The organism is Pseudonocardia phyllosphaerae, from assembly GCF_046546475.1.
GTDB classification, from domain to species: Bacteria; Actinomycetota; Actinomycetes; order Mycobacteriales; family Pseudonocardiaceae; genus Pseudonocardia; species Pseudonocardia phyllosphaerae.
This window is the reverse complement of record NZ_JBKGXS010000003.1, coordinates 230,083-255,700: the sequence shown is the minus strand read 5'-3', so window position 1 is coordinate 255,700 and position 25,618 is coordinate 230,083. Positions and strand designations below refer to the sequence as shown.

Annotated in this window: 27 protein-coding genes and 1 tRNA gene; 12 read left to right on the top strand and 16 right to left on the bottom strand. The window is 72.9% G+C overall.

Features of this window, described 5'->3' with window-relative positions; translation table 11 throughout:
* Positions 1-31 precede the first annotated feature (31 nt).
* The gene (locus ACLE50_RS09700) at positions 32-1,435 is read right to left on the bottom strand and encodes an FAD-binding protein (protein ID WP_410943100.1); all 1,404 of its coding nucleotides are present in this window, start codon (positions 1,433-1,435) and stop codon (positions 32-34) included.
* Between the two features lie 121 nt (positions 1,436-1,556).
* Between ACLE50_RS09700 and ACLE50_RS09695 the strand changes: the two genes are divergently transcribed.
* Complete coding sequence (locus tag ACLE50_RS09695; RefSeq protein WP_410943099.1) at positions 1,557-3,371, top strand: hypothetical protein; 1,815 nt, start codon at positions 1,557-1,559, stop codon at positions 3,369-3,371.
* A 38-nt stretch (positions 3,372-3,409) separates the two neighbouring features.
* Positions 3,410-4,009: a DUF1707 SHOCT-like domain-containing protein gene (locus ACLE50_RS09690; RefSeq protein WP_410943098.1), complete on the top strand. Its 600-nt coding sequence runs from the start codon at positions 3,410-3,412 to the stop codon at positions 4,007-4,009.
* 30 nt (positions 4,010-4,039) lie between these two features.
* Here ACLE50_RS09690 and ACLE50_RS09685 read toward each other — a convergent pair whose 3' ends face one another.
* From ACLE50_RS09685 to ACLE50_RS09670, 4 genes are read right to left on the bottom strand one after another with little or no spacing between them, the layout of a single operon-like run.
* Entirely contained in the window at positions 4,040-4,804 is a 765-nt protein-coding gene (locus ACLE50_RS09685) for an ABC transporter permease (protein ID WP_410943097.1), read from the bottom strand.
* Entirely contained in the window at positions 4,801-5,697 is an 897-nt protein-coding gene (locus ACLE50_RS09680) for an ABC transporter ATP-binding protein (RefSeq protein WP_410943096.1), read from the bottom strand. The genes ACLE50_RS09685 and ACLE50_RS09680 overlap by 4 nt, the downstream gene beginning before the upstream one ends.
* Positions 5,694-6,008 carry a transcriptional regulator gene (locus ACLE50_RS09675; protein WP_410943095.1) on the bottom strand — a complete coding sequence of 105 codons (315 nt, stop codon included), beginning with the start codon at positions 6,006-6,008 and terminating at the stop codon, positions 5,694-5,696. Before ACLE50_RS09675 ends, ACLE50_RS09680 begins: the two co-directional genes overlap by 4 nt.
* Positions 6,005-6,616, bottom strand: a complete 612-nt coding sequence (locus tag ACLE50_RS09670) for a hypothetical protein (RefSeq protein ID WP_410943094.1) — start codon at positions 6,614-6,616, stop codon at positions 6,005-6,007. The genes ACLE50_RS09675 and ACLE50_RS09670 overlap by 4 nt, the downstream gene beginning before the upstream one ends.
* 207 nt (positions 6,617-6,823) lie before the next feature.
* On the opposite strand from ACLE50_RS09670, the gene ACLE50_RS09665 reads away from it, so the two are divergent.
* On the top strand, positions 6,824-7,279 hold the full coding sequence (locus ACLE50_RS09665) for a GtrA family protein (RefSeq protein WP_410943093.1): 456 nt from the start codon (positions 6,824-6,826) through the stop codon (positions 7,277-7,279).
* 93 nt (positions 7,280-7,372) lie between these two features.
* Here the strand turns inward: ACLE50_RS09665 and ACLE50_RS09660 are convergent, their stop codons facing one another.
* The 5 genes from ACLE50_RS09660 to ACLE50_RS09640 all read right to left on the bottom strand — a co-directional run bounded on the left by ACLE50_RS09660 (position 7,373) and on the right by ACLE50_RS09640 (position 12,253).
* Positions 7,373-8,416 (bottom strand): hypothetical protein, encoded by a 1,044-nt coding sequence (locus ACLE50_RS09660; RefSeq protein ID WP_410943092.1) that lies wholly within the window; start codon positions 8,414-8,416, stop codon positions 7,373-7,375.
* Positions 8,417-8,599: 183 nt separating this feature from the next.
* Positions 8,600-9,526 (bottom strand): galactofuranosyltransferase GlfT1, encoded by a 927-nt coding sequence (gene glfT1, locus ACLE50_RS09655; RefSeq protein WP_410943091.1) that lies wholly within the window; start codon positions 9,524-9,526, stop codon positions 8,600-8,602.
* Complete coding sequence (gene wzt, locus ACLE50_RS09650; RefSeq protein ID WP_410943262.1) at positions 9,523-10,275, bottom strand: galactan export ABC transporter ATP-binding subunit Wzt/RfbE; 753 nt, start codon at positions 10,273-10,275, stop codon at positions 9,523-9,525. Before wzt ends, glfT1 begins: the two co-directional genes overlap by 4 nt.
* A gap of 5 nt (positions 10,276-10,280) precedes the next feature.
* Positions 10,281-11,150 carry a galactan export ABC transporter permease subunit Wzm/RfbD gene (wzm, locus tag ACLE50_RS09645; RefSeq protein WP_410943090.1) on the bottom strand — a complete coding sequence of 290 codons (870 nt, stop codon included), beginning with the start codon at positions 11,148-11,150 and terminating at the stop codon, positions 10,281-10,283.
* Between the two features lie 110 nt (positions 11,151-11,260).
* Positions 11,261-12,253 (bottom strand): NAD(P)H-quinone oxidoreductase, encoded by a 993-nt coding sequence (locus ACLE50_RS09640; RefSeq protein ID WP_410943089.1) that lies wholly within the window; start codon positions 12,251-12,253, stop codon positions 11,261-11,263.
* Between the two features lie 54 nt (positions 12,254-12,307).
* Here ACLE50_RS09640 and ACLE50_RS09635 point away from each other — a divergent pair, with 54 nt between their 5' ends.
* Complete coding sequence (locus ACLE50_RS09635; protein WP_410943088.1) at positions 12,308-13,084, top strand: GNAT family N-acetyltransferase; 777 nt, start codon at positions 12,308-12,310, stop codon at positions 13,082-13,084.
* A gap of 100 nt (positions 13,085-13,184) precedes the next feature.
* The gene (locus tag ACLE50_RS09630) at positions 13,185-14,327 is read left to right on the top strand and encodes a GDSL-type esterase/lipase family protein (RefSeq protein ID WP_410943261.1); all 1,143 of its coding nucleotides are present in this window, start codon (positions 13,185-13,187) and stop codon (positions 14,325-14,327) included.
* Here ACLE50_RS09630 and ACLE50_RS09625 read toward each other — a convergent pair.
* Entirely contained in the window at positions 14,320-14,937 is a 618-nt protein-coding gene (locus ACLE50_RS09625; protein WP_410943087.1) for a VC0807 family protein, read from the bottom strand. The genes ACLE50_RS09630 and ACLE50_RS09625 overlap by 8 nt on opposite strands.
* 11 nt (positions 14,938-14,948) lie before the next feature.
* Positions 14,949-15,833 carry an alpha/beta fold hydrolase gene (locus tag ACLE50_RS09620; protein WP_410943086.1) on the bottom strand — a complete coding sequence of 295 codons (885 nt, stop codon included), beginning with the start codon at positions 15,831-15,833 and terminating at the stop codon, positions 14,949-14,951.
* Positions 15,834-15,919: 86 nt separating this feature from the next.
* On the opposite strand from ACLE50_RS09620, the gene ACLE50_RS09615 reads away from it, so the two are divergent.
* Entirely contained in the window at positions 15,920-16,516 is a 597-nt protein-coding gene (locus ACLE50_RS09615) for a TetR/AcrR family transcriptional regulator (RefSeq protein WP_410943085.1), read from the top strand.
* Positions 16,517-16,518: 2 nt separating this feature from the next.
* On the opposite strand, the gene ypfJ is transcribed toward ACLE50_RS09615, so the two are convergent.
* The gene (gene ypfJ, locus ACLE50_RS09610; RefSeq protein ID WP_410943084.1) at positions 16,519-17,493 is read right to left on the bottom strand and encodes a KPN_02809 family neutral zinc metallopeptidase; all 975 of its coding nucleotides are present in this window, start codon (positions 17,491-17,493) and stop codon (positions 16,519-16,521) included.
* A gap of 98 nt (positions 17,494-17,591) precedes the next feature.
* Here ypfJ and ACLE50_RS09605 point away from each other — a divergent pair, with 98 nt between their 5' ends.
* Positions 17,592-18,731 carry an endonuclease/exonuclease/phosphatase family protein gene (locus ACLE50_RS09605; RefSeq protein ID WP_410943083.1) on the top strand — a complete coding sequence of 380 codons (1,140 nt, stop codon included), beginning with the start codon at positions 17,592-17,594 and terminating at the stop codon, positions 18,729-18,731.
* Here the strand turns inward: ACLE50_RS09605 and ACLE50_RS09600 are convergent.
* Positions 18,679-19,593 (bottom strand): helix-turn-helix transcriptional regulator, encoded by a 915-nt coding sequence (locus ACLE50_RS09600; RefSeq protein WP_410943082.1) that lies wholly within the window; start codon positions 19,591-19,593, stop codon positions 18,679-18,681. The genes ACLE50_RS09605 and ACLE50_RS09600 overlap by 53 nt on opposite strands.
* An 80-nt stretch (positions 19,594-19,673) precedes the next feature.
* On the opposite strand from ACLE50_RS09600, the gene ACLE50_RS09595 reads away from it, so the two are divergent.
* The 4 genes from ACLE50_RS09595 (at position 19,674) to ACLE50_RS09580 (ending at position 22,726) form a co-directional block, all read left to right on the top strand.
* Positions 19,674-20,378: a class I SAM-dependent methyltransferase gene (locus ACLE50_RS09595; RefSeq protein ID WP_410943081.1), complete on the top strand. Its 705-nt coding sequence runs from the start codon at positions 19,674-19,676 to the stop codon at positions 20,376-20,378.
* A 29-nt stretch (positions 20,379-20,407) separates the two neighbouring features.
* Positions 20,408-20,490 (top strand) — tRNA-Ser (locus ACLE50_RS09590).
* Positions 20,491-20,664: 174 nt separating this feature from the next.
* Positions 20,665-21,975 (top strand): acyltransferase family protein, encoded by a 1,311-nt coding sequence (locus ACLE50_RS09585; protein WP_410943080.1) that lies wholly within the window; start codon positions 20,665-20,667, stop codon positions 21,973-21,975.
* 232 nt (positions 21,976-22,207) lie between these two features.
* On the top strand, positions 22,208-22,726 hold the full coding sequence (locus tag ACLE50_RS09580) for a hypothetical protein (protein ID WP_410943079.1): 519 nt from the start codon (positions 22,208-22,210) through the stop codon (positions 22,724-22,726).
* Between the two features lie 13 nt (positions 22,727-22,739).
* Here ACLE50_RS09580 and ACLE50_RS09575 read toward each other — a convergent pair whose 3' ends face one another.
* Positions 22,740-23,918 carry a DUF3558 domain-containing protein gene (locus ACLE50_RS09575; protein ID WP_410943078.1) on the bottom strand — a complete coding sequence of 393 codons (1,179 nt, stop codon included), beginning with the start codon at positions 23,916-23,918 and terminating at the stop codon, positions 22,740-22,742.
* A gap of 162 nt (positions 23,919-24,080) precedes the next feature.
* Between ACLE50_RS09575 and ACLE50_RS09570 the strand changes: the two genes are divergently transcribed.
* Positions 24,081-24,989: an AurF N-oxygenase family protein gene (locus ACLE50_RS09570; protein WP_410943077.1), complete on the top strand. Its 909-nt coding sequence runs from the start codon at positions 24,081-24,083 to the stop codon at positions 24,987-24,989.
* 2 nt (positions 24,990-24,991) lie between these two features.
* Here the strand turns inward: ACLE50_RS09570 and ACLE50_RS09565 are convergent, their stop codons facing one another.
* Entirely contained in the window at positions 24,992-25,606 is a 615-nt protein-coding gene (locus ACLE50_RS09565; protein WP_410943076.1) for a hypothetical protein, read from the bottom strand.
* Between the last annotated feature and the right edge of the window lie 12 nt (positions 25,607-25,618).

Sequence of the window (25,618 nt, the reverse complement as noted above, 5' to 3'; positions counted from 1 at the left end):
AGGTGGCTCCGGGTTCGTCGGGGGTGTGCGCTCACAGCGCGAGCTTCAGGCGGCGGGACATGTCGGAGGCGAACCGGCCGGCCGGGTCGGCCGCGTCGCGGATCGCCTTCCACTCGGAGAAGCGCGGGTAGCCGGCGGCGAAGGCCTCCGGCGAGGTCCGCGACTCCTTGGCCAGGTAGAGACGCCCACCGGCGGCGAGCACCATCTCGTCCAGCTCGGTGCAGAACCGGGACAGCCCGTGCACGATCGGGAAGTCGACCGTGATCGTCCAGCCCTCGGTCGGGAACGACAGCGGCGCCTCGTTGCCTGCGCCGAAGCGCTTGAACACGTTCAGCCCGGACTTGAACGGCGAGTGCGCGATCTTCTCGATGATCCGCCGCAGCGCCGTCTCCTCGCCCATCGGGACGACGAACTGGTACTGCAGGAAGCCCTTCGAGCCGTACACCCGGTTCCAGTCACCGAACACGTCGAGCACCTGGTAGAAGGCCGTGATGTTCTGGATCGAGCCGCGCTGACGCTTCGGCGCCTTGTGGAACCACAGCTCGGAGAACGCGGTCAGCGACAGCTTGTTGGCCAGCCCGTTCGGGAAGACGTCCGGGAAGGTCAGCAGCTGCGGGGCGTCGAACTTCAGCGGGTCGGACTTGAGCTTGTCCGGCAGCTGGTCGACCGTCGCGAGCGAGCCACGGGTCAGCACCGAACGGCCCAGCTTCGCGCCGGTCGTGGTGGTGTCGAACCAGGCCGCGGAGTAGCCGTAGGTGTCGTCGCTGCCGTCGGTGAGCAGCTCGAGCAGCCCGTCGAGGTCGTCGGTGCGGTCGGTGTCGACGACGAAGTACGCCGACTCCGTGGGGTGCAGCCGCACCCGGGCCCGCACGATCACGCCGGTGAGGCCCATGCCGCCGACGGTCGCCCAGAACACGTCCGACGTCGGGCCCTCCGGGGTCAGCTCGTGCACCGAGCCGTCGGCCGCGACGATCTGCAGCCACTCGACGTGGTTGCCGAAGCTGCCCTTGGTGTGATGGTTCTTGCCGTGCACGTCGGCGCCGATCGCGCCGCCGATCGTGACCTGCCGGGTGCCCGGCAGCACCGGGACCCACAGGCCCAGTGGCAGCGCGGCGCGCATCAGCTCGTCGAGCGAGACACCCGCGTCGACGTCGGCGACGCCGGTGTCCGGGTCGATCGCATGGATCCGGTTCAGGCCCGGCATGTCCAGGACGACGCCGCCGGCGTTCTGCGCGGGGTCGCCGTAGGACCGGCCCAGGCCGCGGGCGATGATCCCGCGCTCCCCGGAGGTCCGGATCGTCTCGGCGACGTCTTCGACGTCGGCCGGGGTGACGACCTGCGCGAGCGTCGGGGCGGTCCGGCCCCACCCGTGCAGGGACTCCACCCGGCGCGGAGCGTCGGTCCTGGTGCTGGTGGGAACGGTCGTGTCCGTCATCGTGGTGGAGGCTACCCAGGTCCGGCGGGCGCGCCTCCCGGTACCCGTGCTCAGCGTGTCGGACCGGTCACCCGGGGCGGTGCGCGGCACCGCCGGCCGCGCCGGGTGCGACCCTGAGGACGTGCCGGCCACCACCGAGACCGCGACGCGCGGCGGTCCCCGCCACGCGCGGGCACCGGTACCCGGCCGGGTGCACGCGGCGGCGCCGTACCTGCTGCTCGCGGCCGGATACCTGCTGGTGTCGCTCTGGCTGCAGCGCCGGGTGCTGGCCGACCCTGGCGGGTTGCTCGCCGGGCACGTCACCGCCGACGCCGACATGTTCTCGTGGTGGCTGCGCTGGTTCCCGCACGCCGTCGCGCACGGGCAGAACCCGCTGGTCACCGACTGGATGCACTGGCCGTACGGGCTGAACGCGCTGTGGAACACCGCGGTTCCGCTGCTCGCGCTGGTGCTGACGCCGGTGACGGTCACCGCAGGCCCGGTCGTCGCGTTCGACACCGGGGTGGTGCTCGGGCCGGTGGTGTCCGGGCTGCTGCTCGTCGTCGCGCTCGGGCCCTACCTCTCCCGCACCCGGCGCGGCTGGGTCGCACGCGGGGTGGCCGGGGCGCTCTACGCGTTCTCCCCGTTCCACCTCGCGCACGCGATCGCCGGGCACCTCAACCTGCTGTGGTCGGTGCTGCCGCCGGCGCTGCTCCTGCTGGCCCACCACCTGTTCGCCCGCGGCCCGCTGCGCAGGCCGTGGTGGCTCGGGGCGCTGACGGGTCTCGCGCTGCTCGGGCAGCTGCTGCTCTACACCCAGACCCTCGCGATCTCCGTCGTCGCGCTGGTGCTCGCCGCCGCCGTGCTCGCGGTGCGGTTCCCGTCCCGGGTGCGGGCGCTGCTGCCGGGTCTGCTGCGGGCCGGGGCGGCGTGCGTGGCGGTGTTCGTGGTGCTCGGCGCCTACCCGCTGTACCTGGTGCTGGCCGGGCCGAACCGGCCGCGCGGCGGGATCCGCAGCGTCGACGCCACCGGCGCGGACCTGGCGAACCTGCTGGTTCCGACCCGGCTGACCGCGCTGCAGACGGCGCCGCCCGGGGCCGCCGACGACCTCGCCGGGCACATCGGTGAGCAGGGTGGCTACGTCGGCGTCGCGATGCTGGCCCTGCTGGTCGTCGCCGCGCTGGTGGTGCGTTCGACGACGCTGCGGGTCCTGGCCACGGTCGGCGCGCTGACCTGGGTGTGCTCGCTGGGCACCCACGTGACCTGGTTCGGCGCGGACACCGGGGTACCGCTGCCGTGGGCGCTCGTGGCGCACGTACCGCTGCTCTCCGACATCGAGCCGGTGCGGATCCAGGTGCTGCCCGCGCTGTGCGTCGCTGCCGTCGTCGCGCTGTGGATCGACCGGATCCCGCAGGTCGCCGCTCCCGGACCGGTCCGGATCTGCGCCGTGGTGCTGACCGCGCTGGCCGTGGTGTCCTGGCTGCCCGCCGACGCCCAGGAGGTCCGGCCCGCACCGGTGCCCGCGTTCTTCCACGACCCCCGCGGCGCGCTGTCCCCGGCCGACGTCGTCGAGATCTACCCGCGGGTGACCGCCGAGTGGGACGACGGCGCGCAGGGCCTGCGCTGGCAGGCCGCGTCCGGCCCGGGGTTCCGGATCCGCGGCGGCTACTTCATCGCCTCCGACCCGGACGAGGACCTGGTCGTCGCGTCCCGGTGGAACCGCTACCAGATCGGCGCCCGCTGGGTCGCCGACGGGAAGAACGACCCGAGCGACGACTACGCCCGCCGCGCCGCCGACGAGCTGCGCGCCCTCGGCGTCACCGCGGTGACGGTCGTGCCCGGCACCTCCACTGACCGCGGGGACGACGCCCGGGTGGTCGGCTGGAGCGCCCGGGTCACCGGTGACCCGGGTCGGTTCGACCGCGACGTGTGGCTGTTCCGGATCACCCCGCGGTGATGACGGCCGGTCGCCGGACGACCGCCTAGGCTGGGCGGATGGACGGTCGGCTGCCCGGTGAGCGACGCGAGATCAGGATCTCCGACGCCGACCGCGAGCGTGCCGCCGAGCGGCTGCACCGGGCGATGGCCGAGGGCCGGATCAGCGTCGAGGAGCTGCAGGAGCGGCTGACCACGGTCTACTCGGCGCGGTTCGGCGCCGAGCTCGTCCCGGTGCTGGCCGACCTGCCCGGCGACCCGCTGGACCTCAGCTCGGACGTCCTCGCCACGCCCGTCGGGCCGCCGACGATCCTCCGCGGCGGCTTCAGCGGGCTGCGCCGCCGCGGCGTCTGGCACGTCCCGCCACGGCTGCGGATCCAGTGCTCGGTCGGCCCGGTCCTGCTGGACTTCTGCGACGCCGCACTGCCCGAACCGGTCGTCGAGGTCGAGCTGGAGCTGGGTGCCGGTGCCGCCCGGCTGCTCGTCCCCGACGACGCCACCGCCGACGTCACCGGCCTCGACGCCGGCTACGGCAGCGTCCGCTCCAAGGTGCCCGCGCGCTCGGTGCACGGCCGCCCGCACTTCCGGATCTACGGCCACGCCTCCGCCGGGTCGGTCGTCGTCCGGCACCGGTACACGCTGGCGGGCCGGCATTTCTGAGCCCGGCCGCTGAGCACTGGCCGCGCCGGTTCAGCGGAACCGGTTGCCCTCGTCGCGGCGGTAGGCCCACCCGGCCAGCAGCGCCGTGCCGACGGTCCACACCCCGAACGCGACGACGGTGAGCGTCGCGGGGGAGGGCCCGCCGAGTGCCCAGATCAGCAGGTCACGGGCCCCGCGCGAGGGCAGCAGCATCGAGATCGGCTGCAGCCAGCCCGGGAACAGCTCCGGCGGGAGCAGCAGCCCGCCGCCGAACGCCATCGGGAAGAACACCAGCTGGACCACCGGCAGGGCGGCCTTCGGCGGCAGCAGGTAGCCGATGGTCAGCCCGCCGAACAGGAACGGCAGCCCGGCCAGGACCAGCGTCCCGATCGCCGGGAGCAGCCGCACCGGCGGGACCGTGGCCGCGGTGAACACGGCCCCGACGACCAGCACCGGCAGCAGGGACAGCAGCGCGAAGAACCCGCCGAGCACCACCCGTCCGGCGATGCGGACCCAGGCCGGTGCGGGCAGTGTCCGCAGGTAGGGGTCCCAGGGCTTCTGCCGGTCGTCGGCGACCCCGACTCCGATGGTGAACAGGAACCCGGTGAGCACCCCGAACAGGACGAGCTGCGCGACCGCGGCCGTCGCGGCGTCGGGCCGGCGGGCGTAGTCGAAGGGCAGGACGAAGAACACCAGCGACAGCGCCGGGAACAGCGCCGTGGACAGCACCGCGATCGGGACGCGCAGCTGTTCGAGGATCAGGTAGCGGGCGTGCGCGACGGCCAGCGCCGGGCCCGGGCGGACGGCGACGGTCACGACGCAGCCTCCTCGGTCGCTCCGGTCGTCGTGCCGGTGAGGGACAGGAACGCCTCCTCGAGCGAGGCCTGCGCGACTCCGAGGTCGCGGAAGACCGCGCCGGAGAGCACCAGCTCGCGGACCAGGGCGTCGGCGTCGGGGGTGTGCAGGGTCCAGCGGTCCCCGTCGCGTTCGGCGAGCACCACCCCGTCGAGCTCCGGCAGCGTCTCGGCGTGCAGCGTGACCCGGCTGCGCCGCACGACGCCGCGGACGGTGGCGACGTCGCCGTCCGCGCGGATCCGGCCGTCGGCGACGACGACCACGCGCTGCGCGAGGTGCTCGATCTCGTCGAGGTAGTGCGTGGTGAGCAGGACGGTGCCGCCGCCGGCGTGGAACTCGCGCACCGCCGCCCACAGCGCGTGCCTACCCTCGACGTCGAGGCCGGTGGTCGGCTCGTCGAGCAGGACCAGTCTCGGCCGGCCGGCGAAGGCCAGCGCGACGGCGAGGCGCCGCTTCTGCCCGCCCGACAGGCCACCGGTCTGCCGCTTCTCCAACCCGGTCAGGCCGAACCGGTCGAGCAGCTCACCGGGCGGCACCGGGTCCGGGAAGTGCCCGGAGACGAAGCTCAGCACCTCGCCCACCCGCAGGGTCTCGGGCAGCCCGGTCTCCTGCGGTGTGGTCCCGACGGCGACGCGGGTGGCGGCGTCGACCGGGTCGCCACCGAACAGCCGGACCGTGCCCGACGACGGCCGGCGCAGCCCGGACAGCAGGTTCACCAGGGTCGACTTCCCGGCCCCGTTCGGGCCGAGCAGCCCGGTCAGGGTGCCCTCGCCGAGCTCCAGGTCGACGCCGTCGAGGGCGACGGTGTCGCCGTAGCGCCGGGTCACGTTCCGCAGCTCCACCGGGGCGGTCATGACGTACCTGCCTCGGTGACCTGCGGATTCAGCAGCTCGCGCAGCGACGCGGTGTAGTCCTCGAACGCGCGCCGTCCGGTTCTCGTCAGTTCGACGTAGGTGACCGGGGTCCGCCGCTGGTGCGCCTTGGTGATCGCGACGTAGTCGGCGTCCTCCAGCTTGCGCAGGTGCGTCGACAGGTTGCCCGCGGTCATCCCGAGCAGCTCCTGCAGCCGCGGGAACGTGATCCGATCGCCGTCGGCCAGCGAGGCGAGCGTGGCGCAGACCCGCAGCCGGGCCTGGGCGTGGATCACCGGGTCGAGCTCGGTCACCGGGTGCTCCGGCGCAGGAGTCCGACAACGATCATCGCGCCGCCGCCTCCGATGCCCATGACCAGTGATTCCCACGGCGAAGGAGTGAACAGCGTGACGAGTGCGACGGCCTGCACCACGAACCCCAGGACGTAGTCCACGGTGCTGCGGTGGAACGCCCCGGTGGCGGTGTAGAGCACGCCGACCACGAACACGAAGACCACCGGGTACAGGCTCGCCCCGAACGGCCCGGTCGCACCGTCGATGGCCGAGGTGATGACGGCGACCCCGATCATTGCGCCGAACCAGGCGAACCCGTACATCGCGCCGGACGTGCTGGACGGCCCGACCACCCCGCGGCTCATCCGGGCGCCGAGGACACCGCTGGTGACGCTCCCGCCGACGATCACGACCGCCGTCGTGACCAGAGCGACGACCGCGCCCCAATAGCCGGTGTTGGCGCCGAACCAGGCGACGCCGATGACCAGCCAGATCAGGCCCCAGAGCAGGAAGAACGGGCTCAACGCCCGGCTCCAGTTCTGGTTCTGCTCGCGCTCAATGATCGCCAGCGCGTCGGCGGGCGACGCCGGCGGCTGCTCGTCCAGGTCGGTGATCGGTCGCTCGTCCATGACTCCCCCTCAGAAGGCACGGCCAACTCATCTGCAATGACGTGAACTTTGTACCGCAAACCGGGAGGGGGTGTCCAGAAGTCGGGCGAGATCCTTCCCGGCCCGGATCGCCGGGAGCCGCGGCGACCGGGACGCCGCGAGGCGTGCCGAAGCGTCCGGGCGGGTCGGCCACAGGGCGAGCGGGGGTCGCCACTACCCTCGTCAGCCGTGACCGCAACCGAGCCCCCGCGGGCCGACTCCACGGCCACGCCCTCCGGGCGCAACGGCCTGGTCCGCCAGCTGGGCAGCTTCGTCGTCATCGGCGTGCTGGCCGCGATCGTCGACTTCGGCGTCTACCACGGGCTGCTGGCCCTGGGCTGGTACGTGCCGGTGTCCAAGGGGATCAGCTTCATCCTCGGCACCACGACGGCCTACCTGCTGAACAAGCGCTTCACCTTCGACGACGCCGGCACCACCGGCAAGGGCCGCTTCGCCGCCTTCGTGGCGCTCTACGCGACCACCTTCGCCGTCAACGTCGGCGTCAACTCGCTGGTCCTGCACCTGCTGCCGCCGACCTTCCCCTACGCCGAGTCCGCCGCCTGGTTCGTCGCGCAGGCGACCGCCACGGCGATCAACTTCGTCATGCTGCGGACCGTCGTCTTCAAGGCCCGCCCCGCCGCCTGACGAGCGACCCGGTGGCGTCCAGCAGCTGCCGCCGCGCCGCGTTCCCACACCCCTCTGCCGCAGTGCACAGCCCTGCGCCGGTTCCCACACCCGTTATTTCGGGTGTGACGACCGGCGGAGGGGTGTGAAGCCGGGTCCGAGAAGGAGCCGGCCGAGGCGCGGGACCATGCCGTCGGGTCCGTCGTCGTCGATGTTCAGCCAGATCCAGCGGATGACGCCGAGGCCGGTCTCGCGGATCCGGTCCTCGCGGCGCTTCTCCCGCCAGAGCACCTCGTTGACGTCGTCCCCCGGGCGCAGCGACCGGCCGTACTTGAGCCGCCCGTCGAACTCCCCGACGACGCCGAGCTCGGGCCAGGCGAAGTCGGCCCGGTGCGAGGTGCCCGGCACCGGCCACTGGGTGACCGGTGCCGGGAGGCCCGCCAGGTGCATCCGTAGACGGCTGCGGGACTCACCGGGGCTCTCGCACAGCGGGTCGGCGAGGGCGAGGAGCCGGCGGGCTGCCGGTGCCCCGTGCGTCCGGCCCGTGCGGAGCAGGACCTCGGTGACCTGCTCGGACGTCGCTGCGGCGGGGTCGTGGCGAGCGGTGCGGGTGGCGACGACGGCGCGTTGCAGCGCCGCGTCGAGGGGGACGAGCGCCTGCTCGGGCGCGAGCGTGCGTGCGAGGTCGACCGCGGTACGTGCGGCGGTGGTCACCCGGAGCCCGTCGAGCACGGCGACGTCGTCGGGCGGGAGCCTGCCGCTGTGCACCTGCAGCCCGCCGCGGGTCCGGGCCCCGTTGGGACGTGGTCGCAGCAGGTGCACCGTGTCGAGCCGTACCCGCCACAGCGGCAGGCCGAGCAGCACGGCGGCCGTGGCGAAACCGAACACCGCGTCCGGCGCGAGGTCGGGCGCGGCGGCACGGGCTCGCAACGCGTGCATGGCCTCGGAGGTCGCCGGTGGCTCGGCCGACGCGAGCCGGTAGGTGCCACGTCGGACGGGGACGAGCACTCCCGTCCGGATCAGCCGGTCGATCTCGTCGTCGGAGTGCCCGCTGCCGCGCAGCGCGTCGCGCCGGAGCAGACCGCCGGGATCGGGCCGGGTGAGCAGGTGGGAGTCCATGTGGACGACGTTGCCCCGCTGGAGGGGTGGTGGAGCCACGATCACCGACGCTGTGGACAGCTCCGGGGCCTGTGGACAACCGACGACACACCCCTGCGGGGGTTCGCACACCCGAAATAACGGGTGTGGGAACCGGCGCAGGGCTGTGCACTGCGGCAGAGGGGTGTGGGAACGCCGCACCCTGGGGAGCCGCGCCATCCGCCCCTGCGGCGAGTTCAGGAGCTACGGGGCGCGGTGGAAGCGCTCGTCGCGGCCCTGCTTGAGCAGGGTCAGCCAGTCCCGGAAGGCCCGGGGGTCGCGCTTGGTCACCAGGAAGTACCAGGCGAAACGCGGCAGCTCCAGCAGGCCGATCCGCCGCATCCCCGGCTGGGCCATCAGGTACCCCCGGTTGCGGTAGGTGTAGTACCGCTTGACGGGGTCACCCGGGTCCTGGGCGTGCAGCCGCCCGCCGAGCATCGGCTTGAACTCGTCGGAGCCGTAGGGGTGCAGGTAGCCGGCACGCAGCGCGGTCCCGAAGGGCAGGCCCGAGCGGCGCATCCGCCGGTGCAGCTCCACCTCGTCACCGCGGACGAACAGCCGCAGGTCCGGCACCCCGACGACCTCCAGCGTCGACGCCCGGAACAGCGCGCCGTTGAAGAAGCTGGCGATGCCGGGGAGCAGCTCGTCGTCGCCCTCGCCGTCGGCGGAGAGCAGTGCGCTGCGGGTGCGGTGCCAGGTCAGACCGCGCCGGAGCGGGAAGGCCAGCCGGTCGGGATCGGCCTTGTCGACGACCACCGGGGACACCGCGGCCAGGTCCCGCCGGCGGGCGACGTCGAGCAGGGTGGCGAGGGTGTTCTCGTCGGCGGCGTGACCGTCGTCGTCGGCCAGGAAGATCCAGTCGGCGCCCAGGGCGAGCGCGTGCAGCATGCCGAGCGCGAAGCCGCCTGCCCCGCCGAGGTTGCGCCACGACGGCAGCCAGGTCGTCGGCAGCGGGCAGGCGTCGACGGCGTCGCGGGCGGGCTGGTCCGGCCCGTTGTCGACGACGATCAGGTGCGCGAGCGGGTGGCTCTGCTTCGCCAGTGCGGTCAGCGAGTCGACCAGCATGTCGGCCCGGTGCCGCGTCACGACGACGCCGACGACCGAGCCGGGCGGAAGCGGCCCCGCCGTCACGAGAGCGAACGCCCCTTGTACTCGGCCAGAATCTCGTCGAGCGGGCCGTAGCCCTTGATCTCGCCCTGCTCCATCCACAACGCGGTGTCGCACAGGTCGTAGAGGAACTCGTCGGAGTGCGAGGCGAAGACCAGGATCCCGGAGCGGTCGACGAGCTCGTGCAGGCGTCCGCGGGCCCGGGCCAGGAACTCCGCGTCGACCGCGCCGATGCCCTCGTCGAGCAGCAGGATCTCCGGGTCGATCGAGGTCACGACGCCGAGTGCCAGCCGGACCCGCATACCCGTCGAGTACGCGCGCAGCGGCATCTCCAGATAGTCGCCGAGCTCGGTGAACTCGGCGATGTCCTCGATCCGCGCTTCCATCTGCTTGCGGGACATGCCGAGGAACAGCCCGCGGATGACGATGTTGTCGTAGCCGGAGATCTCCGGGTCCATGCCGACGGCCAGGTCGAAGATCGGCGCGACCTTGCCCTGCACCGCCGAACGGCCGCGGGTCGGCTCGTAGATGCCGGCCATCAGGCGCAGCAGGGTGGACTTGCCTGCGCCGTTGTGCCCGACGAGCGCGACTCGGGCGCCCTTGTCGAGCTTGAGCGTGATGTCCGAGAGCGCCTCGATGATCGGCACCTTGGAGTCGGTGCCGATGCGGCCACCGGCCCGGCCGAGGACGGCCTTCTTCAGCGACCGCGACTTGGCGTCGAAGATCGGGAAGTCGACCGAGGCGTGGTCGATGCGGATACGGGGATCGGACACGGTGCTCACACCCAGTACGCGACGCGCGCGCGGTAGTTGCGCAGGGCGACCAGCGCGGCCGACCAGCCGACGATCGTGATCACGATCGCGACCAGCCAGTAGCGGCCGACGACGGTCTCGCCCAGCAGCGGACGGCGCAGGATCTCGAGGAAGTGGAAGATCGGGTTCAGCTCGACCAGCCGCGCCCGCGACCGCCCCGCCTCGTTCTGGTGGAGGATGTCGATCGTCCACACGATGGGGGTCAGGTAGAAGAGCAGCTGGGTCATGCTGGCGATGATCGGCGGGATGTCCCGGAACCGGGTCGCGAGGATCCCGGACAGGATCGCGATCCACATGCCGTTGATCGCGAGCAGCCCGAACGCCGGGATCGCGAGCAGCAGCGTGAAGTCCAGCGGGTGCGGGAAGATGAACATCAGCACGACCCACACGACCATGTTGTGCAGGAAGAACAGGGTCTGCCGCCACACCAGCCGGTACACGTGCAGGGTCAGCGGCGCCGGCAGGAACTTGATCAGTCCCTCGTTGGCGATGAAGACCTCGCTGCCCTCGAGGATGCAGCCGGAGACGAAGTTCCAGATCAGCAGGCCCACCGCGACGTGCGGCAGGAACGTCTCGATCGGGATGCCGAACAGCGCCGAGTAGAGGATCCCGAGGCCGAGCGCGATGACGCCCATGCTGATCGAGATCCACAGCGGGCCCAGGAGTGAACGCCGGTAGCGCTGCTTGATGTCCTGCCAGCCCAGATGGCCCCAGAGCGCTCGCTGCTGCCAGCCCCGCTTGAGGTCCGCGAACGCCCGGCGGAAGGTGCGCGGGCTCGACACCTCGGACGGATCGACGAGGTCGCCCGGCTCGTTGTCGGTCACGGTCACGGCCACTCTGCGAGGGTACTCACGACCACCCCGCGGATCGGGGAGGGGCGGGGCGTGCCGGAGACACCGAAACCGCAGGTGCGGCCGCCCCCGCTCCCGATCACGGGTGTGGACGTTCAGGCGTCCGGGTTGACCAGCAGGAGCTTTCCGACGACGCCACCCTCGTCGAGGCGGCGGTGCGCGTCGGCGGCGTCGGCCATCGAGAACCGCTCGAACACGATCGGGCGCACGGCCTTCTGCGCGAACAGCGGCCAGACGTGCTCGCGGACGCCGGCGACGACCTCGGCCTTGGAGTGCGGGCCGTCCACCGGGCGGCCGCGCAGGCCCATCGCCGAGATGTGGCCGCGCTTGGCCAGCAGCGCCCCGATGTTCAGCTCCGCCTTCACCCCGCCCTGCATCCCGATGATCATCAGGCGGCCGTCCTTGGCGAGGGAGGACAGGTTGGCCGAGAGTCCCTTGGCACCCATGTTGTCGAGGATGACGTCGGCACCGTGGCCGTCGGTGGCCTTCTTCAGCTGCTCGGGGACGTCGTCGTGGTAGTCGATCGCGATGTCGGCGCCCAGGTCACGGCAGGTCTGCAGCCGGTCGGCCTGCCCGGCGGTCGCGGCGACCCGCGCGCCGAACGCCTTCGCCACCTGGATCGCGTGCGTCCCGATGCCCGAGGACCCGCCCTGGACCAGGAACGTCTCGCCCTCGGCGAGCGCGCCCTCCTGGAACACGTTCGACCAGACGGTGCAGGCGACCTCGGGCAGTCCGCCGGCGTCCTCGAGCGACACGTTCTCCGGCAGCGGCAGGACCTGGACCGCGGGCACGGCGACCTTCTGCGCGTAGCCACCGCCTGCGAGCAGGGCACACACCTCGTCGCCGACCGCCCAGCCCTCGACGCCCTCGCCGAGCCCGGCGATCCGGCCCGAGCACTCCAGGCCGAGGATCTGCGACGCGCCCGGCGGGACCGGGTAGTTGCCCTGCACCTGGAGCAGGTCGGCCCGGTTGACCGCGGACGCGACGACGTCGATGACGACCTCGCCGGGCCCGGCCGCCGGGTCCGGGACCTCCTCCCAGGCCATGTTCTCCGGTCCGCCGTACTCAGCCAGGGTGATCGCCTTCATGGCCGCGACGGTATTGCGTCGCGCCGGTCCCGGCGATCGGAGGACACTGCCGCGATGACCGAGGCAGCGATGACCGAGGCAGTCATGACCGAGGCCGACGAGGACGAGGCGGCCAGGACCGGGGCCGCCGCATCCGGGTGGGTGCCCGCGCCGATCGACCCCGTCCCGGACCCGTGGCCGTTGCACGGCCTGGTCCTGCGGACCGGACGCCTGGAGCTGCGCCCCGACGACGACGCGTCGGCGCGCGAGCTGGTCACCGTCCTGCACGACGGCGTGCACCGGGCGTCGGTGATGCCGTTCCGCGAGCCGTGGACCGAGGCCGACCCGCGCTACCTCGGGCGCGGGGTGCTGCAGTACCTGTGGCGGGAACGGATGTCGCTGTCGCCCGAGGACTGGAGCGTGCACTTCGTCGTCCGGCTCGACGGGCGGGTGATCGGCCTGCAGAGCGTGACCGCGACCCGGTTCGCGGTGCTGCGCGAGGTCTGCACCGGCTCCTACCTGGGACGACACTTCCAGGGTCAGGGTCACGGCACCGCGATGCGGGCCGCGGTGCTGGCATTCGCGTTCGGATACCTGGGTGCGACGACGGCCCGCTCGGAGTACTTCGCCGGCAACGCCGCGTCGGCCGCGGTGTCGGCCCGGCTGGGCTACCGGACCGACGGCACCCGGCTGCTCGCGCCGCGCGGCGAGCGGGTCGTGGAGCAGCGGATGGTGCTCGACGCCGCCGGCTTCACCCCACCCGGGCCGGCGCCGGAGGTCGAGGGCTGGACCCCGGAGCTGGCCGGGCTGCTGGGCGCCGAGTGGCCCCTGACCAGCACTGAACAGCACTGAACAGCCCTGAGCAGCACCGAACGGCACTAAATGGCACTGAACGACACAAAATGGTGTTGTCCGGCAGGGGAGCCGTTGCCAGAGTGGCGTCATGGCCGAGATGATCAGTACGCCCGTCACGCCGGATCTGCTGCGCGGGGCGAGCGAGATCGAACGGACCGACGCGGGGCTGTTACCGCACCGGCTGCCGGCCTGGGCACGGGCGCAGAGCGAGGACGGGCAGCTCGCGATGTCCGAGGCGCAGCCGTCGGGGGTGCGGGTGGTGTTCCGGACGGCGGCGACGGTCGTCGAGCTGGACGCGCTGCGCACCCGGGTGGGCTACCGGGACATCCCGTTGCGCCCGGACGGTGTGTACGACCTGCGGGTCGACGGCCGTCTCGTCGACCAGGGCAGCGTCGACGGCGGCTCGGTGCTGTTGCTCGACCCGGTGGCCGGCACCTCGGAGACACAGCCGGGTCCGGTCGGGACGGTGCGGTTCGCCGGCCTGCCCGGCACCGACAGCGTCGTCGAGATCTGGTTGCCGCACACCGAGATCACCGAGGTCGTCGGGCTGCGGACCGAAGCGCCGATCACCCCCGTGGACGACGACCGCCCGGTCTGGCTGCACCACGGCAGCTCGATCAGCCACGGCTCGAACGCGGCGAGCCCCAGCACCACCTGGCCGGCGCTGGCCGCGGCCGCGGGCGGCGTCGAGCTGGTCAACCTCGGTCTCGGTGGCAGCGCGATGCTCGACCCGTTCACCGCCCGGGTCCTGCGCGACACCCCGGCCGACCTGATCAGTGTCAAGATCGGGATCAACGTCGTGAACGCGGACCTCATGCGGCGCAGGGCGTTCGGGCCCGCGGTGCACGGGTTCCTCGACACGATCCGGGAGGGTCACCCGACGGCGCCGCTGCTGGTCGTCTCGCCGATCCTGTGCCCGATCCACGAGGACACGCCCGGCCCGCTGGCCCCGGACCTCTCCGGCTCGACGATCGCGTTCCGGGCGACCGGCGATCCGGCGGACGTCGCGGCAGGGCGGCTCACCCTGCAGGTGATCCGCGAGGAGCTGGCCCGGATCGTCGCGGAGCGCGCGGCCGAGGACCCGAACCTGTACCTGCTCGACGGCCGGGAGCTCTACGGCGCGGCCGACGCCGAGCGTCTGCCGCTGCCGGACCGGGTGCACCCGGACGCGGAGACGCACGCGCTGATGGGGGAGCGGTTCGGGGCGTACGCGTTCGGACCCGGCGGGCCGTTCAGCTGAACACCAGCTCCCGGTGGGCCGGGCGGCGCAGCCACACGTGCCCCGCCAGGAGCAGCACCGCGAGCACCGGGAACCACTGCACCGCATGCAGCGCCGGGACGACGTCCACCGGCAGCGTGTACGCGGTCAGCACCCGCAGCGCGGCGTCGGCCAGGAACCCGAGCGCCCACCACAGCGTCAGCACCCGCCAGATCCGGCGGAACCGGGCCGAACCGCGCCACCGGTCGTCCCAGCTGCGCGCGTCGTGCCCGGCGTCGGCGAGCACGAGCCGCCCGAGCGCGAACAGCGCCGGACGGCCCGAGGGCACCGTGACCAGCAGCGCCACCCCGAGTGCGGCGGTCACCAGGGCCTCGCGGGCCAGCATGACCCGCTCGTCGCCGGTCACCAGCGCGGTCGCCGCGCTCGCCACGCACAGGACCAGGACGAGCGCGGCCGACCACGCGATCCGCCGGTGCCGCACCAGCGTGACCAGGGCACGGACCGCGGGCACCACGGCGGAGGTGAGCAGAGCCGGGCCGGCGTCGACGCCCGCTGCGCGCAGGCCGTAGAACACCGCGAGCGGGGCGACGACGTCGGCGAGCACCGTGGTCGCCAGGGCACGGCGGTTCATCCCGCGTCCCGTCATGCCTCGGCCCGCGCCGCGTGCGCCAGGAACGCCGCCGCGGTCCGCTCCGGGAACTCGTCGGCCAGCGCGTGCCCGGCGTCGGGCCAGACCTCGACCGTGCCGCGGGGCAGGAGCGCGGCGCGGGCCCGGGCGCGCCCGGCGTCGAGGAGGACACTGCGGCCACCGAGCAGCACCAGCGTCGGCACGCCGACGCCGCGCACCTCGTCCTCGGACGGCAGTGACGGGAACGGCTGCGCGGTGGCGAAGCAGTCCAGCCCGGCCGTCAGGAGGCGGCCGACCGGCTCGGCGTCGACGTCCGCGCCGCCGCCGACGCTGTGCAGGAACCGCTCGCGCAGCCACCGCGGCGCCCACGGCTGCGCCCCCACCGACAGCGCGACCAGCTTCGCCGGCATCCGGGCGAACGTGTTCGCCGGGTCGGCCAGCGCCAGCGACGTGATCCCGCTCGGGTCCCGCCGGACCAACTCGAACACGATGCGGCCGCCCATCGAGGCCCCGCCCAGATGCACCCCGCCCGATCTCGCCGCCGGCGCACCGAGTGCGTCGACGACGGCGCGCAGCCAGTGGGCCTGGTCGGCCATCGTCGCGAGCGGGACGACCTGCCTGCTGCCGCCCGGGCCGCCGAGCGGGTCGAGCAGGTGCACGGTGCGCTCCGCGGTCAGTGCCGGGACCAGCGCGGACCAGCTCGCGCCGGGTGCTCCGGCGCCGGGCAGCAGCACCAGCGGCACCCGGCCCGCGGGCCCGGCGCAGGTGAGTACCCGGACATCGCCGTAGGGGGTCGGCACGTCGCCGACCTGCGGTGACGGCAGCCCGGCGACGACGTCGTCGTAGGCCCGGCGGTAGCGCTCGCGGGCCTCCGGGGACAGGTAGTGACCGACCCGCATGGCGCCCTCCCGCGTTGACGATACGATCGGACTGTAAAAGCTGGCGGGCAACTTGGCAAGCCGATCGGATTGCAAAAGGGGTGGGTATGCCGCGGGTGGTCGACCACGGGCAGCGGCGCGGTGAGATCGCGGGGGCGCTGTGGCGGATCGCGGCGGCCGAGGGGTTGGAGGCGGTCAGCCTCGCCCGGGTCGCGGCCGAGGCCGGGGTGTCGAAGGGCCGGGTGCAGCACTACTTCGGCTCCCGCGACGAGCTGCTGGAGTTCGCCGCCGGGCAGCTGAAGCTGCGCATCGACGAGCGGATCCGGGCCGCGGTCGTCGCGGCGGACCCGGCCGGCCCGATCGCCGTCGTGCGTGCCCTGCTCGTCGCCCTGCTCCCGCTCGACGACGAGGCCCGCACCGACGCCCGCGTCGGCTCCGCGTTCCTCATCCGGGCTCTCGCCGACGACGGCCTGCGCGCGACCTACCGCGCCGGCAACCACCTGTTGCACGACGCCGTGACGACGGAGCTGGACCACGCCGTCGCGGCCGGAGAGCTGCCCGACGGCCTCGACACCGGCCGGGAGGCGACGGTCCTGACCGCCCTGGCCGGTGGTCTGGGGGAGTCGCTGCTGATCGGCGACACCAGCGAGACCGAGGCGATGGCCGTGCTGGATCACCAGCTGGACCACCTGCGGCGCAGCTGATCTCAGCCGAGGTTGTTCGTCCCGAACGTGTCGCAGGCCTGCGGCGACCCGGTCCTCAGCCCGGTGGTGAACCACTTCTCCCGCTGCCGGGAGGAGCCGTGCGAGAACTCCGACTCGTCGACGCGGCCGGAGCCCAGGTTGGACTGGATGTAGTCGTCCCCGATCTTGCTCGCGGTGTCGAGCGCGGCGTCGACGTCCTGCTCGTTGATGTCGGTGATCAGCGGGCGGCCGCTGCGCCCCGGGGTGGAGGTCGCGTGGTTCGCCCAGACGCCGGCGTAGCAGTCGGCCTGCAGCTCCAGGCGCACCGAGCCGGACGTCGGGCCGGTGTCGTTGCCGACCTTCTTGTTCGTCCCGAGCAGGTTCTGGATGTGGTGGCCGTACTCGTGCGCGATCACGTACGCCTGCGCGAACGGGCCGCCCTCGGTGCCGAACTTGCGGGTCAGCTCCTGGAAGAAGGCCAGGTCGATGTAGATCTCGCGGTCGGCCGGGCAGTAGAACGGCCCGGACGCCGAGGTCGCGCTGCCGCAGCCCCGGGTGGAGACCCGGTCGGAGAAGAACACCGTGCGCGGCCGCTGGTAGCCCGACCGGAACTGGCTGCCCCAGTAGGAGTCGAGCGAGTTGAGGACGGCGACGACCTCGCAGTCGGTCGAGTCGTTCGCCGACGCGCCGGTGGAGCAGTTCTGCTGCAGCGACGAGTTGTCCGAGGACCGCCCGGAGCCGTTCGTGCCCGACGACAGGCCGGGGTAGCCGCCACCGGTGCCCAGCCCGATGTCCCCGCCACCACCGAGGTTGGCGAGCAGCAGGTAGATCACCAGCCCGACGACGCCGAGCCCGCCGCCACCGGCAACGACGCGTCCACCGACACCGCCGCCGCCGAAGCCTCCACCGCCGAACCCGCCGCCGCCGAACCCGCCACCGGATCCGCGCTGGTCGTCGACACCGGACGTGTCCAGGTCGGCATTCTCGTCGAAGCGCACGTCGTCCCCTCCCAGGCCGAGGCGATCCCACCACACGCGCCCGGAGGCCACCGGATCGACGTCACCCGCAGTTCACGATCACCTGTCAGGGTGCCCCGGTGCGCTCCCGACTCGTCCCGGCCGTCCTGCTCGCGGCACTGGCCCCGGCGCTGCTGGGTGCAGTCCCGGCGTCCGCCGCCCCGCCCCGACCCACCGACGTCCGCTTCGCGACGTTCAACGCCTCGCTGAACCGGGCCGCCCCCGGTGAGCTGCGGAAGGATCTGTCCACCCCGGACGACCCCCAGGCGCGGCTGGTGGCCGACACGATCCAGGAGGCCCACCCGGACGTCCTGCTGATCAACGAGTTCGACCACGACCCGGTCGCGGCCGAGGAGTTCCGCAAGAACTACCTCGCCACCGGCGACAAGCCGATCGAGTACCCGTATGTGTTCACCGCGCCGGTCAACACCGGCGTCCCGAGCGGGATGGACCTCGACCACGACGGGAAGACCGACGGCCCCGGCGACGCGCTCGGCTTCGGCGCCTTCCCCGGCCAGTACGGGATGCTCGTGCTCTCGAAGTACCCGATCGGCGACGTCCGCACCTTCCAGCACTTCCTGTGGAAGGACCTGCCCGGCAACAGGATCCCGCCGGGCTACTACTCGCCGGAGGCGCTGGCGAAGCTGCCGCTGTCGTCGAAGTCGCACTGGGACGTGCCCATCGGGATCGGTGGCCGGACGGTGCACCTGCTCGCCTCGCACCCCACCCCGCCGACCTTCGACGGCCCCGAGGACCGCAACGGCCGCCGCAACGCCGACGAGATCGGGTTCTGGCGGCGCTACGTCACGCCCGGCCCCGCGGCCCACGCCCTGGTCGACGACAAGGGTCGGCGCGGCGGGATCGCGCCCACCGAGCGGTTCGTCATCGAGGGCGACATGAACTCCGACCCGGTCGACGGTGACTCGGTGCCCGGTGCCGCGGGGCAGATCCTGACCGCGCCGCGGGTGATCGACCCGAAGCCGCGCTCGGCCGGCGCCGCGGAGAACGCGACCCCCGGCCACCGCGGTGACCCGGCGCTCGACACCGGCGACTTCGCCGAGCCGGTGCCCGGCAACCTGCGCACCGACTACGTGCTGCCGTCGTTCCCGCTGCAGGTGCGCGACTCCGCTGTGCTCTGGGCGGCCGCGTCGGACCCGCTGGCCCGGCTCAACAAGGCGTCGGACCACCGGATGGTGCGGGTGGACCTACAGGTGCGCTGACCTGCGCTGATCCGGTGCGCCAGCCGGCGGGCGGGACGCCGTGCGCCGCGCGGAAGCGGCGGGCGAAGTAGCCCGGGTCGGGATAGCCGACCCGGGCTCCGACGTCGGCGACCGGCAGGTCGGTGGACACGAGCAGCCGGCGGGCCTCGCGCAGCCGCCGCTCGGTGATCCACTGCTGGACGGTCCGCCCGGTCGCCTGCCGGACGACCGTGGTCAGGTGCCCGGGGGTGAGCCCGACGGCCGCGGCCACGTCACGCAGCGACAGCGGCCCGGCGTACCGCTGCTCGACGACGCCGAACACCGCCGCGAGCAGCGCGTCACCCGACTCTGCGGGGACGTCGTCGACGAGCCTGCCCAGCGCTACCAGCAGCAGGGTGAGCAGCGCGCGGGCGGCCTCGGCGTGCCCGTCGCGGCGGTGGGCCAGCTCGTCGTCGAGCTCGACGAGCCGGGCCCGCCAGGCGGGACGGTCGGCGGGTGGCACGGTCAGCCGCTGACCGCCGCCGCGGTGCCGGCCGAGGAACGGTGCGAGCAGCGGATGGTCCTGCCAGGACGCGGTGCTCAGCGCCTCCACCGGGAAGGTGACGGCCCAGAACTCGCCGGGTGCGGACGTGGTCTCCTCGGCGTGGTCGACCACGGCACCCGGGGACACCACGAACGCGTCGCCCGCGCCGAGTTCCCAGGTCCGGCCGTCGACGACGTAGCGGCAGCCGCCGCGCACCACGTGCACCAGCGTCAGGAAGTCGTGGGCGTGCGGCCCGTGCACCCGCGCCAGGTCGGTCGGGCCGGTGACGTGCCGGACCGCGATCGGGACCGTCGCGTACCCGAACGGCACCAGCCGAACACCCGAACTTCGTCCCACCACGGCCACGGATCGTGCCTGGTGCGCTGCTCGTACGCCAGCAAGGCTGATCGGCGTACACGAACTTCGTCCGAGGGGGCTCCATGACCACCGAGCGGTACCTGCCCGCGCTCGTCAGCCCGCGGCTGCTGCCCGGCTACGACACCGTTGCCCGGCTCGGCGGTGCGGTGCCGATGTACTGGCGCCTGCTCACCCAGGCCTGCATCGGTCCCGGCGACCGCGTGCTGGAGATCGGCTGCGGCACCGGCAACGTCGTGCTGCGGGCCAAGGAGGCCGTCCCGACGGCCTCGGTGACCGGGATCGACCCGGACTCCGACGCCCTGGCGATCGCGCGGCGCAAGGCGGCCGCGGCCGGGATCGACGTCCGGTTCGAGGTCGGCGTCGCCGAGGAACTGCCGGTCGGCGACGGTGCGCTCGACCGCGTCCTGTCGTCACTGATGCTGCACCACGTCGCCGCCGACACCCGGGTGGCGGCACTGCGCGAGGCCCGCCGGGTGCTCGCGCCGGGCGGCAGCCTGCACCTCGTCGACCTCGACGACGATCCCGGCGTCGGCGGGCGGATGCGGCCGGTCAACGCGCTGCTCTCGCTGCTGCACCGGCTCGACCCCGCCGCCCGCCGCCACGGCCACGGAGGCCACGGCCACGGACAGGGGCACGGCCACGGTCACGGGCAGGCGCAGCGGCCGGTGCGCGAGCTGCTCGCCGAGGCCGGGTTCGCCGAACCCACCCTGGTCGGGCACGGGACGACGTTGATGGGCGGCGTCGGCTACTACCGCGCGCAGGCCTGAGCGCGGGGCCACCGGTTAGGCTCCCCGGCGGAAGCGTGGCAGAGCGGCCGATTGCACTCGCCTTGAAAGCGAGCGTCCGAAAGGACCGCGGGTTCGAATCCCGCCGCTTCCGCCGCAGGTCGGAGGCATGATCACGATCGCCTCCGGTCCGTCCGACCCTCGTTGGCAACAAGCGTCGACAACAACCCGGCGGCGACTGCTGCGCCGGGTGTGACGCGTTGCGACATGACCGGGACATCGACATGACCGCCCTCGGACATCGGCACGACAGCGTGGATCTCGATACATGCCTGTGGTGGAGATCCGAGAGGTAGCTGCGATGAACCGCGCAAGCGAGACCCGAACGACCAGACCGCCGATCCGACCGGCGTCACCGATCGGTCGCCTGGCCGGAATCGACGTACTACGGGCGCTGGCGATCCTCGGCATGGTCTGGATGCACTTCAGGGTCACCGGGTGGTGGTCAGATCTCGACGGTCCCGCGGCTCCCGAGCTCGCCTGGGTCAACAGCTTGCTGGGCACTCGGTCCCGGGACCTGTTCTTCGTACTGGCCGGGGTGACCGTCGCGCTGACCACGGGCGGATTGCACGGCAGCTCCGGGAACCGCGACAGGATGCGGGTGCTGGTCCGGGCCGGAGTGCTGTTCGTGCTCGCGATGGTGCTGGGTGAGCTCGGCAGCTGGGACGCCCAGATCCTGCACTTCTATGCGTTCTGGCTGGTCCTCCTGGTACCGCTGACGCTGCTCCCGGCGCGGAGCCTGTTCCCGCTCGCCGCCGTCCTCGCTGTGACGATGCCGGTGGTCAAGATCGCCGCGACGCGGGGAGGCTGGTTCGAGCCCGACATGGAAACGATGATGAGCCTGTACGAGCACGGCGGGTTCGCGCTGCTGGCACATCCGGGCGACTGGTTGCCGCTGGCGCAGAACATCGTGTTCGGGGCTTCGCCGACCTCGCAGGACACTTTGTCGGTGCTGCCGTTCCTGGTGATGGGGCTCGCGCTGGGCAGGCTCGATCTGCGATCCGACGGGGTACGGCGCCGTCTCGTGGCGCTCGGCGCCGCGGTCGCCGCGGGTGCTGTCGCGATCGGGATCGTCGCGACATCAGTGCTCGATGCGGGCGCGGCAATCGCGGCCGTCGACGACCTGCCTCCGGCCGCGGCCGACGCTCAGACCCCGTGGCAACTCCTGGTCGCCCTCGATCACCCCGGACCCGGGACGGCGCAGTTCAGCATCACCGAGACCGTCGCGATGGGCGGCATCATCGCCACCCTGCTGGGAACGCTGCTCGTCCTCATGGATCGGCCGCGGTGGAAGCCGGCCCTGCGGCCGATGGCCGCCTTCGGCAGCATGGCCTTGACCTGGTACTTCGCGCACTTCCTGGTGCTGTCCTCCGGTCTTTTCACGACCGCGGACGGGCCGGTGAACCGAACGGTGGCAGCCTTCGCCATCGCTGTGGTCGTCGCCTCTGTGCCGTCGCTCGTCCTGCACCGTTGGGCGCGGCGCGGACCGCTCGAATGGCTGCAGCACACGGTGATCGAGACCGTCCTGCCGCGAACCCGGACCCCTCACCGAGGTTCTCCGCCGGTTCGGAGTGCTTGATCCTTCCCCGGTGGCGCGGAGTCCGGGTCTGGATGCGCTGCTCGCCGGCCTCGCGGCGGGTGGGAGATCCCGATCGATGCGTCACCCGCCGGGCCGCCGGCTCCGGCGGGTGACGCAACGGAGATCAATGTCATCCCGGGCGAACCCGTCGGCGCCCGGCCCGTCTTCTCTCGTGACTGCACTTCGACGGCCCGCCGCCGGAGCGCCCGTGAGACCGAGAGAGGTACCGCTCATGCAGACCCGACTCGTACGCACCGCCGGCAGGACGGCCGTCGCCCTGGCCGTCGCGGCGTCCGCCGCCCTCGTCCCGGCCGGGATCGCCTCCGCCGCACCGGCCGCGAAGCCCGGCCCGAGCGCCTGCAACGCCGGTCACCAGCACGGGACGATCACTCCGCGACCGTCGACCGCCGACGTCGCGAACTACACGGTGACCGTCTACGCCGACCCGGGAACCTCGACCTGCCAGGTCGGCGGGTCGCCGTCGCACCTGCGGTTCAGCGAGAACGGGACGCAGGTGCCCGCCGAGGTGAGCCCGACCGGCGTCCAGAACCGCATCACCTTCCTCGGCGACGGCATGCCGGTCCAGTTCGATGTCCACGTCCCGCAGTCGGGCGACACGAAGCCGGCCGACACGATCACCTTCACCCCGCGGAACAGCTTCAACGACCTGCCCGTCACCTTCACCGCGTCCGGCCCGATCCAGGCCGGTCCGGGGGTCACGGTCGGGCCGATGGTGACCGCCACGCACTGAGCCGGGCGGGCCGTCAACCGTCGTACTCGGAGAGGATGTCGGCCAGCACCTGCTCGCCGCGCAGGCCGAGAGCCGGGTCGCGCAGCGTGGTCCGCCGCCACGGCGCCGCGGTGCCGCGGGGTGCCCGGACCGATGTGGACAGCGCGATGACGCCCCGGCGGGTGTCGGTGCGACCGTCCACGTCGGGGTACGGGGTCACGTACCAGTCCCGGTCGATCGAGCCGTCGTGCCCGGGCATCTCGATCAGCTGGCCGGAGTGCCCGGCGACGTCGTGGTCGCGGACGGTGCCGACGCCGTGATGGCCGTAGTCCGCGTACGTGAAGGCCGGGTTGGCCGACAGCTCGACCTCGACCTCGCCGCGCTCGTGGCTGAAGACGCAGAAGTCCCCGCGGGTCGCGGCGACCATGTCGGGCCCGAACGCGCGGCGCACCGGCCCCAGACCTGCGGCGCAGAGGTAGCTCGCGTCCTTCGACTCCAGCAGGTCCTCGACGGATCCGGGCGCGTCGACGTCGGCGGGCAGCGCGCAGCCCACCGCCGGGTGGGCGTCGGCGCAGGGCCCGGTCCGGCGACGGTAGGGCTCGTCCGGCCGCAGGAACCGGACCGGCGGTGTACCCGGCTGCACCGCGGTGGCGGTGACCGCGTGCGTGACACCGGTCGCGAGCTCCTCGGCGACCGCACAGCGGTCGGGCTCCGGCTGCCCGTGGGGCACGTCCCTCTCGGCGGAGACGCCGATGGACCGGGTGAACCCGACGGCGACGTCGATGGTGCAGGCGGTGCCATCGGCGTACGAGGTGTACCGGACTTGCTCCTGCCGGAAGGCGCGGACTCCGGCGATGGTGACCTGTGCCGACCGTCCACGTTCCTCATCGCCGAACTCCGACCCGACCACGACCTGGAGCTTCACGTTCTCCCGGGTCGTCAGGCGGCATGTGTTGTCGAGCGACGAGCGTTCCGCGGAGAGCCCCGCCACCGGTGCGCCGGGTGGCGCGTTCCGGACCGCGGTCGTGGTGAGTGTGCAGGCGTCCAGGGGACGCAGGGACGCAGCGGCCGTGGACCCGGCGGGGTCGGTCGCCACCACCTCGGCCGGCGCGACGGGGGCCGCGGACGCCTCGCGGCGGAGCGTCTCGGCCCCGCCCACCAGCAGACCACCCAGCAGGACACCCACCAGCGGGATCATGCTCCTGCGCTTCATGTGCCGCCCCTCGATCTGATGCCGAGGAGCGTTGCACCGTGCCGGCGCGACCAAGGCCGTTCGGTGGAAGTCGCTGGAGATTCCCTGGTCGCGGCCCTTGCCCAGCGAGGTTACCGGAAGTAGCGTTACCAGCGGTAACAGCGTCGTCGCGAAGGAGCGGGCATGTCCGTCACCCCCTCGACCCGTGACAGTGCGGCCGACCGGCACGACACCGCCGAGCGGCTGCTGCGCTCGTCCGCGGAGCTCTCCCTCGACCCGATGACGGAGATCGACTGGGACGCTCCGCTCGAGGACGGCAAGTACGGGATGAGCCCGGAGTGGTGCAGCCTCTACGGCACGCGTTACTGGGCGGAGATGACCGAGGACCAGCGGGTCGCGCTGACCCGGCACGAGACCGCGACGGTCGCCTCGACCGGCATCTGGTTCGAGATGATCCTGCAGCAGATGATCCTGCGGGACTTCTACGCCGCGAACCCCGCCGACCCGTCCTTCCGCTGGGCGCTGACCGAGATCGCCGACGAGTGCCGGCACTCCAACATGTTCGCCCGCATGATCGAGGCGATGGGAACCCCGCTCTACCTGCCGAAACGCTGGATCCTGGCGCTCGGACGGCTCTACAAGTCCACCGCCACCGGTGAGGGCGCCTACGCCGCGGTGCTGGTCGCCGAGGAGGTCCTCGACGTCATGCAGCGGGACTGGATGCGCGACGAGCGCGTCCTGCCGATGCTGCGCACGGTCGCGAACATCCACGTGATCGAGGAGTCCCGGCACATGAAGTTCGCCCGCGAGGAGACGCGCGAGGCGCTGCGCGACGCGGGGCCGATCCGCCGCCGGCTCAGCGCGCTCTACGTCGCGCTGGTCGCCTTCGCCGTCGTCGACAGCATGTGGAACGCGCAGGTCTACGCGAACATCGGGCTCGATCGGCGGCGCGCGGTACGCGAGGCGAAGGCCAACGAGGCGCGCAAGGCGCTGCTGCGCTCGTCGGTCGCCGGGCTGATGGAGTTCCTCAACTCGTGCGGCCTGCTGACCCGTCCGGCGATGCGGATCTACCGGGCCGCGAACCTGATCTGACCCTACGTCCGGCGACGACGGACCAGGGCGCGCACCAGCGTCCACACCAGCACGATCACCAGCAGCGCCAGCAGGACCCCGGCGGTCACCTGCTGTGCGGACAGGATCCGCGCCGCGGTCGCCGAGCCGATCACCAGATAGCGGCCGAGCGTGAACGTCGCGAACGCCCACGCCGCTGCCGCCGGGACGCTGACCAGGGCGAACCGCGCGTAGGGCAGACCCGTGTCGGCGGCGAGCCGCGGCGCCAGCGTGCGCGCCACGGCGAACCACTGCCCGACGACGACGGTGAGCGCCGGCCGGTGCTCGACCGTCTCGAGCGCGCGTCGCGCGATCCCCGGGACGCGCCGGTCGTGCAGGAACGCGGTGCCCTCGCGCCGGGCCAGCCGGAACCCCAGGCTCGGCCCGGCCGCAGCCGCGGCGACCGCCGTCGCACCCGCCGCGACCGCAGGTACCGTCCCGGTCCCGGCGAGCAGTCCGAGTCCCACCGGGACGCTGATCCCGGGCAGGACGACCCCGATGAGCAGCCCGGACTCCGCGACCAGCGCGACGGCGGCGAGCACCAGGGCCCACGGGCCGACGCTGCGCGCGACGTCGAGCAGCCAGTGGGCGGTGGTCACGGGCGCGCGGCG

What these genes read in the sequence shown, in the direction of transcription:
- ACLE50_RS09700 (WP_410943100.1), bottom strand. Translation starts at nt 1,435, where the DNA reads ATGACGGACACGACCGTTCCCACCAGCACCAGGACCGACGCTCCGCGC.
- ACLE50_RS09690 (WP_410943098.1), top strand. Translation starts at nt 3,410, where the DNA reads ATGGACGGTCGGCTGCCCGGTGAGCGACGCGAGATCAGGATCTCCGAC.
- ACLE50_RS09680 (WP_410943096.1), bottom strand. Translation starts at nt 5,697, where the DNA reads ATGACCGCCCCGGTGGAGCTGCGGAACGTGACCCGGCGCTACGGCGAC.
- ACLE50_RS09670 (WP_410943094.1), bottom strand. Translation starts at nt 6,616, where the DNA reads ATGGACGAGCGACCGATCACCGACCTGGACGAGCAGCCGCCGGCGTCG.
- ACLE50_RS09640 (WP_410943089.1), bottom strand. Translation starts at nt 12,253, where the DNA reads ATGAAGGCGATCACCCTGGCTGAGTACGGCGGACCGGAGAACATGGCC.
- ACLE50_RS09635 (WP_410943088.1), top strand. Translation starts at nt 12,308, where the DNA reads ATGACCGAGGCAGCGATGACCGAGGCAGTCATGACCGAGGCCGACGAG.
- ACLE50_RS09630 (WP_410943261.1), top strand. Translation starts at nt 13,185, where the DNA reads ATGATCAGTACGCCCGTCACGCCGGATCTGCTGCGCGGGGCGAGCGAG.
- ACLE50_RS09625 (WP_410943087.1), bottom strand. Translation starts at nt 14,937, where the DNA reads ATGAACCGCCGTGCCCTGGCGACCACGGTGCTCGCCGACGTCGTCGCC.
- ACLE50_RS09620 (WP_410943086.1), bottom strand. Translation starts at nt 15,833, where the DNA reads ATGCGGGTCGGTCACTACCTGTCCCCGGAGGCCCGCGAGCGCTACCGC.
- ACLE50_RS09615 (WP_410943085.1), top strand. Translation starts at nt 15,920, where the DNA reads ATGCCGCGGGTGGTCGACCACGGGCAGCGGCGCGGTGAGATCGCGGGG.
- ACLE50_RS09595 (WP_410943081.1), top strand. Translation starts at nt 19,674, where the DNA reads ATGACCACCGAGCGGTACCTGCCCGCGCTCGTCAGCCCGCGGCTGCTG.
- ACLE50_RS09585 (WP_410943080.1), top strand. Translation starts at nt 20,665, where the DNA reads ATGCCTGTGGTGGAGATCCGAGAGGTAGCTGCGATGAACCGCGCAAGC.
- ACLE50_RS09580 (WP_410943079.1), top strand. Translation starts at nt 22,208, where the DNA reads ATGCAGACCCGACTCGTACGCACCGCCGGCAGGACGGCCGTCGCCCTG.
- ACLE50_RS09575 (WP_410943078.1), bottom strand. Translation starts at nt 23,918, where the DNA reads ATGAAGCGCAGGAGCATGATCCCGCTGGTGGGTGTCCTGCTGGGTGGT.
- ACLE50_RS09570 (WP_410943077.1), top strand. Translation starts at nt 24,081, where the DNA reads ATGTCCGTCACCCCCTCGACCCGTGACAGTGCGGCCGACCGGCACGAC.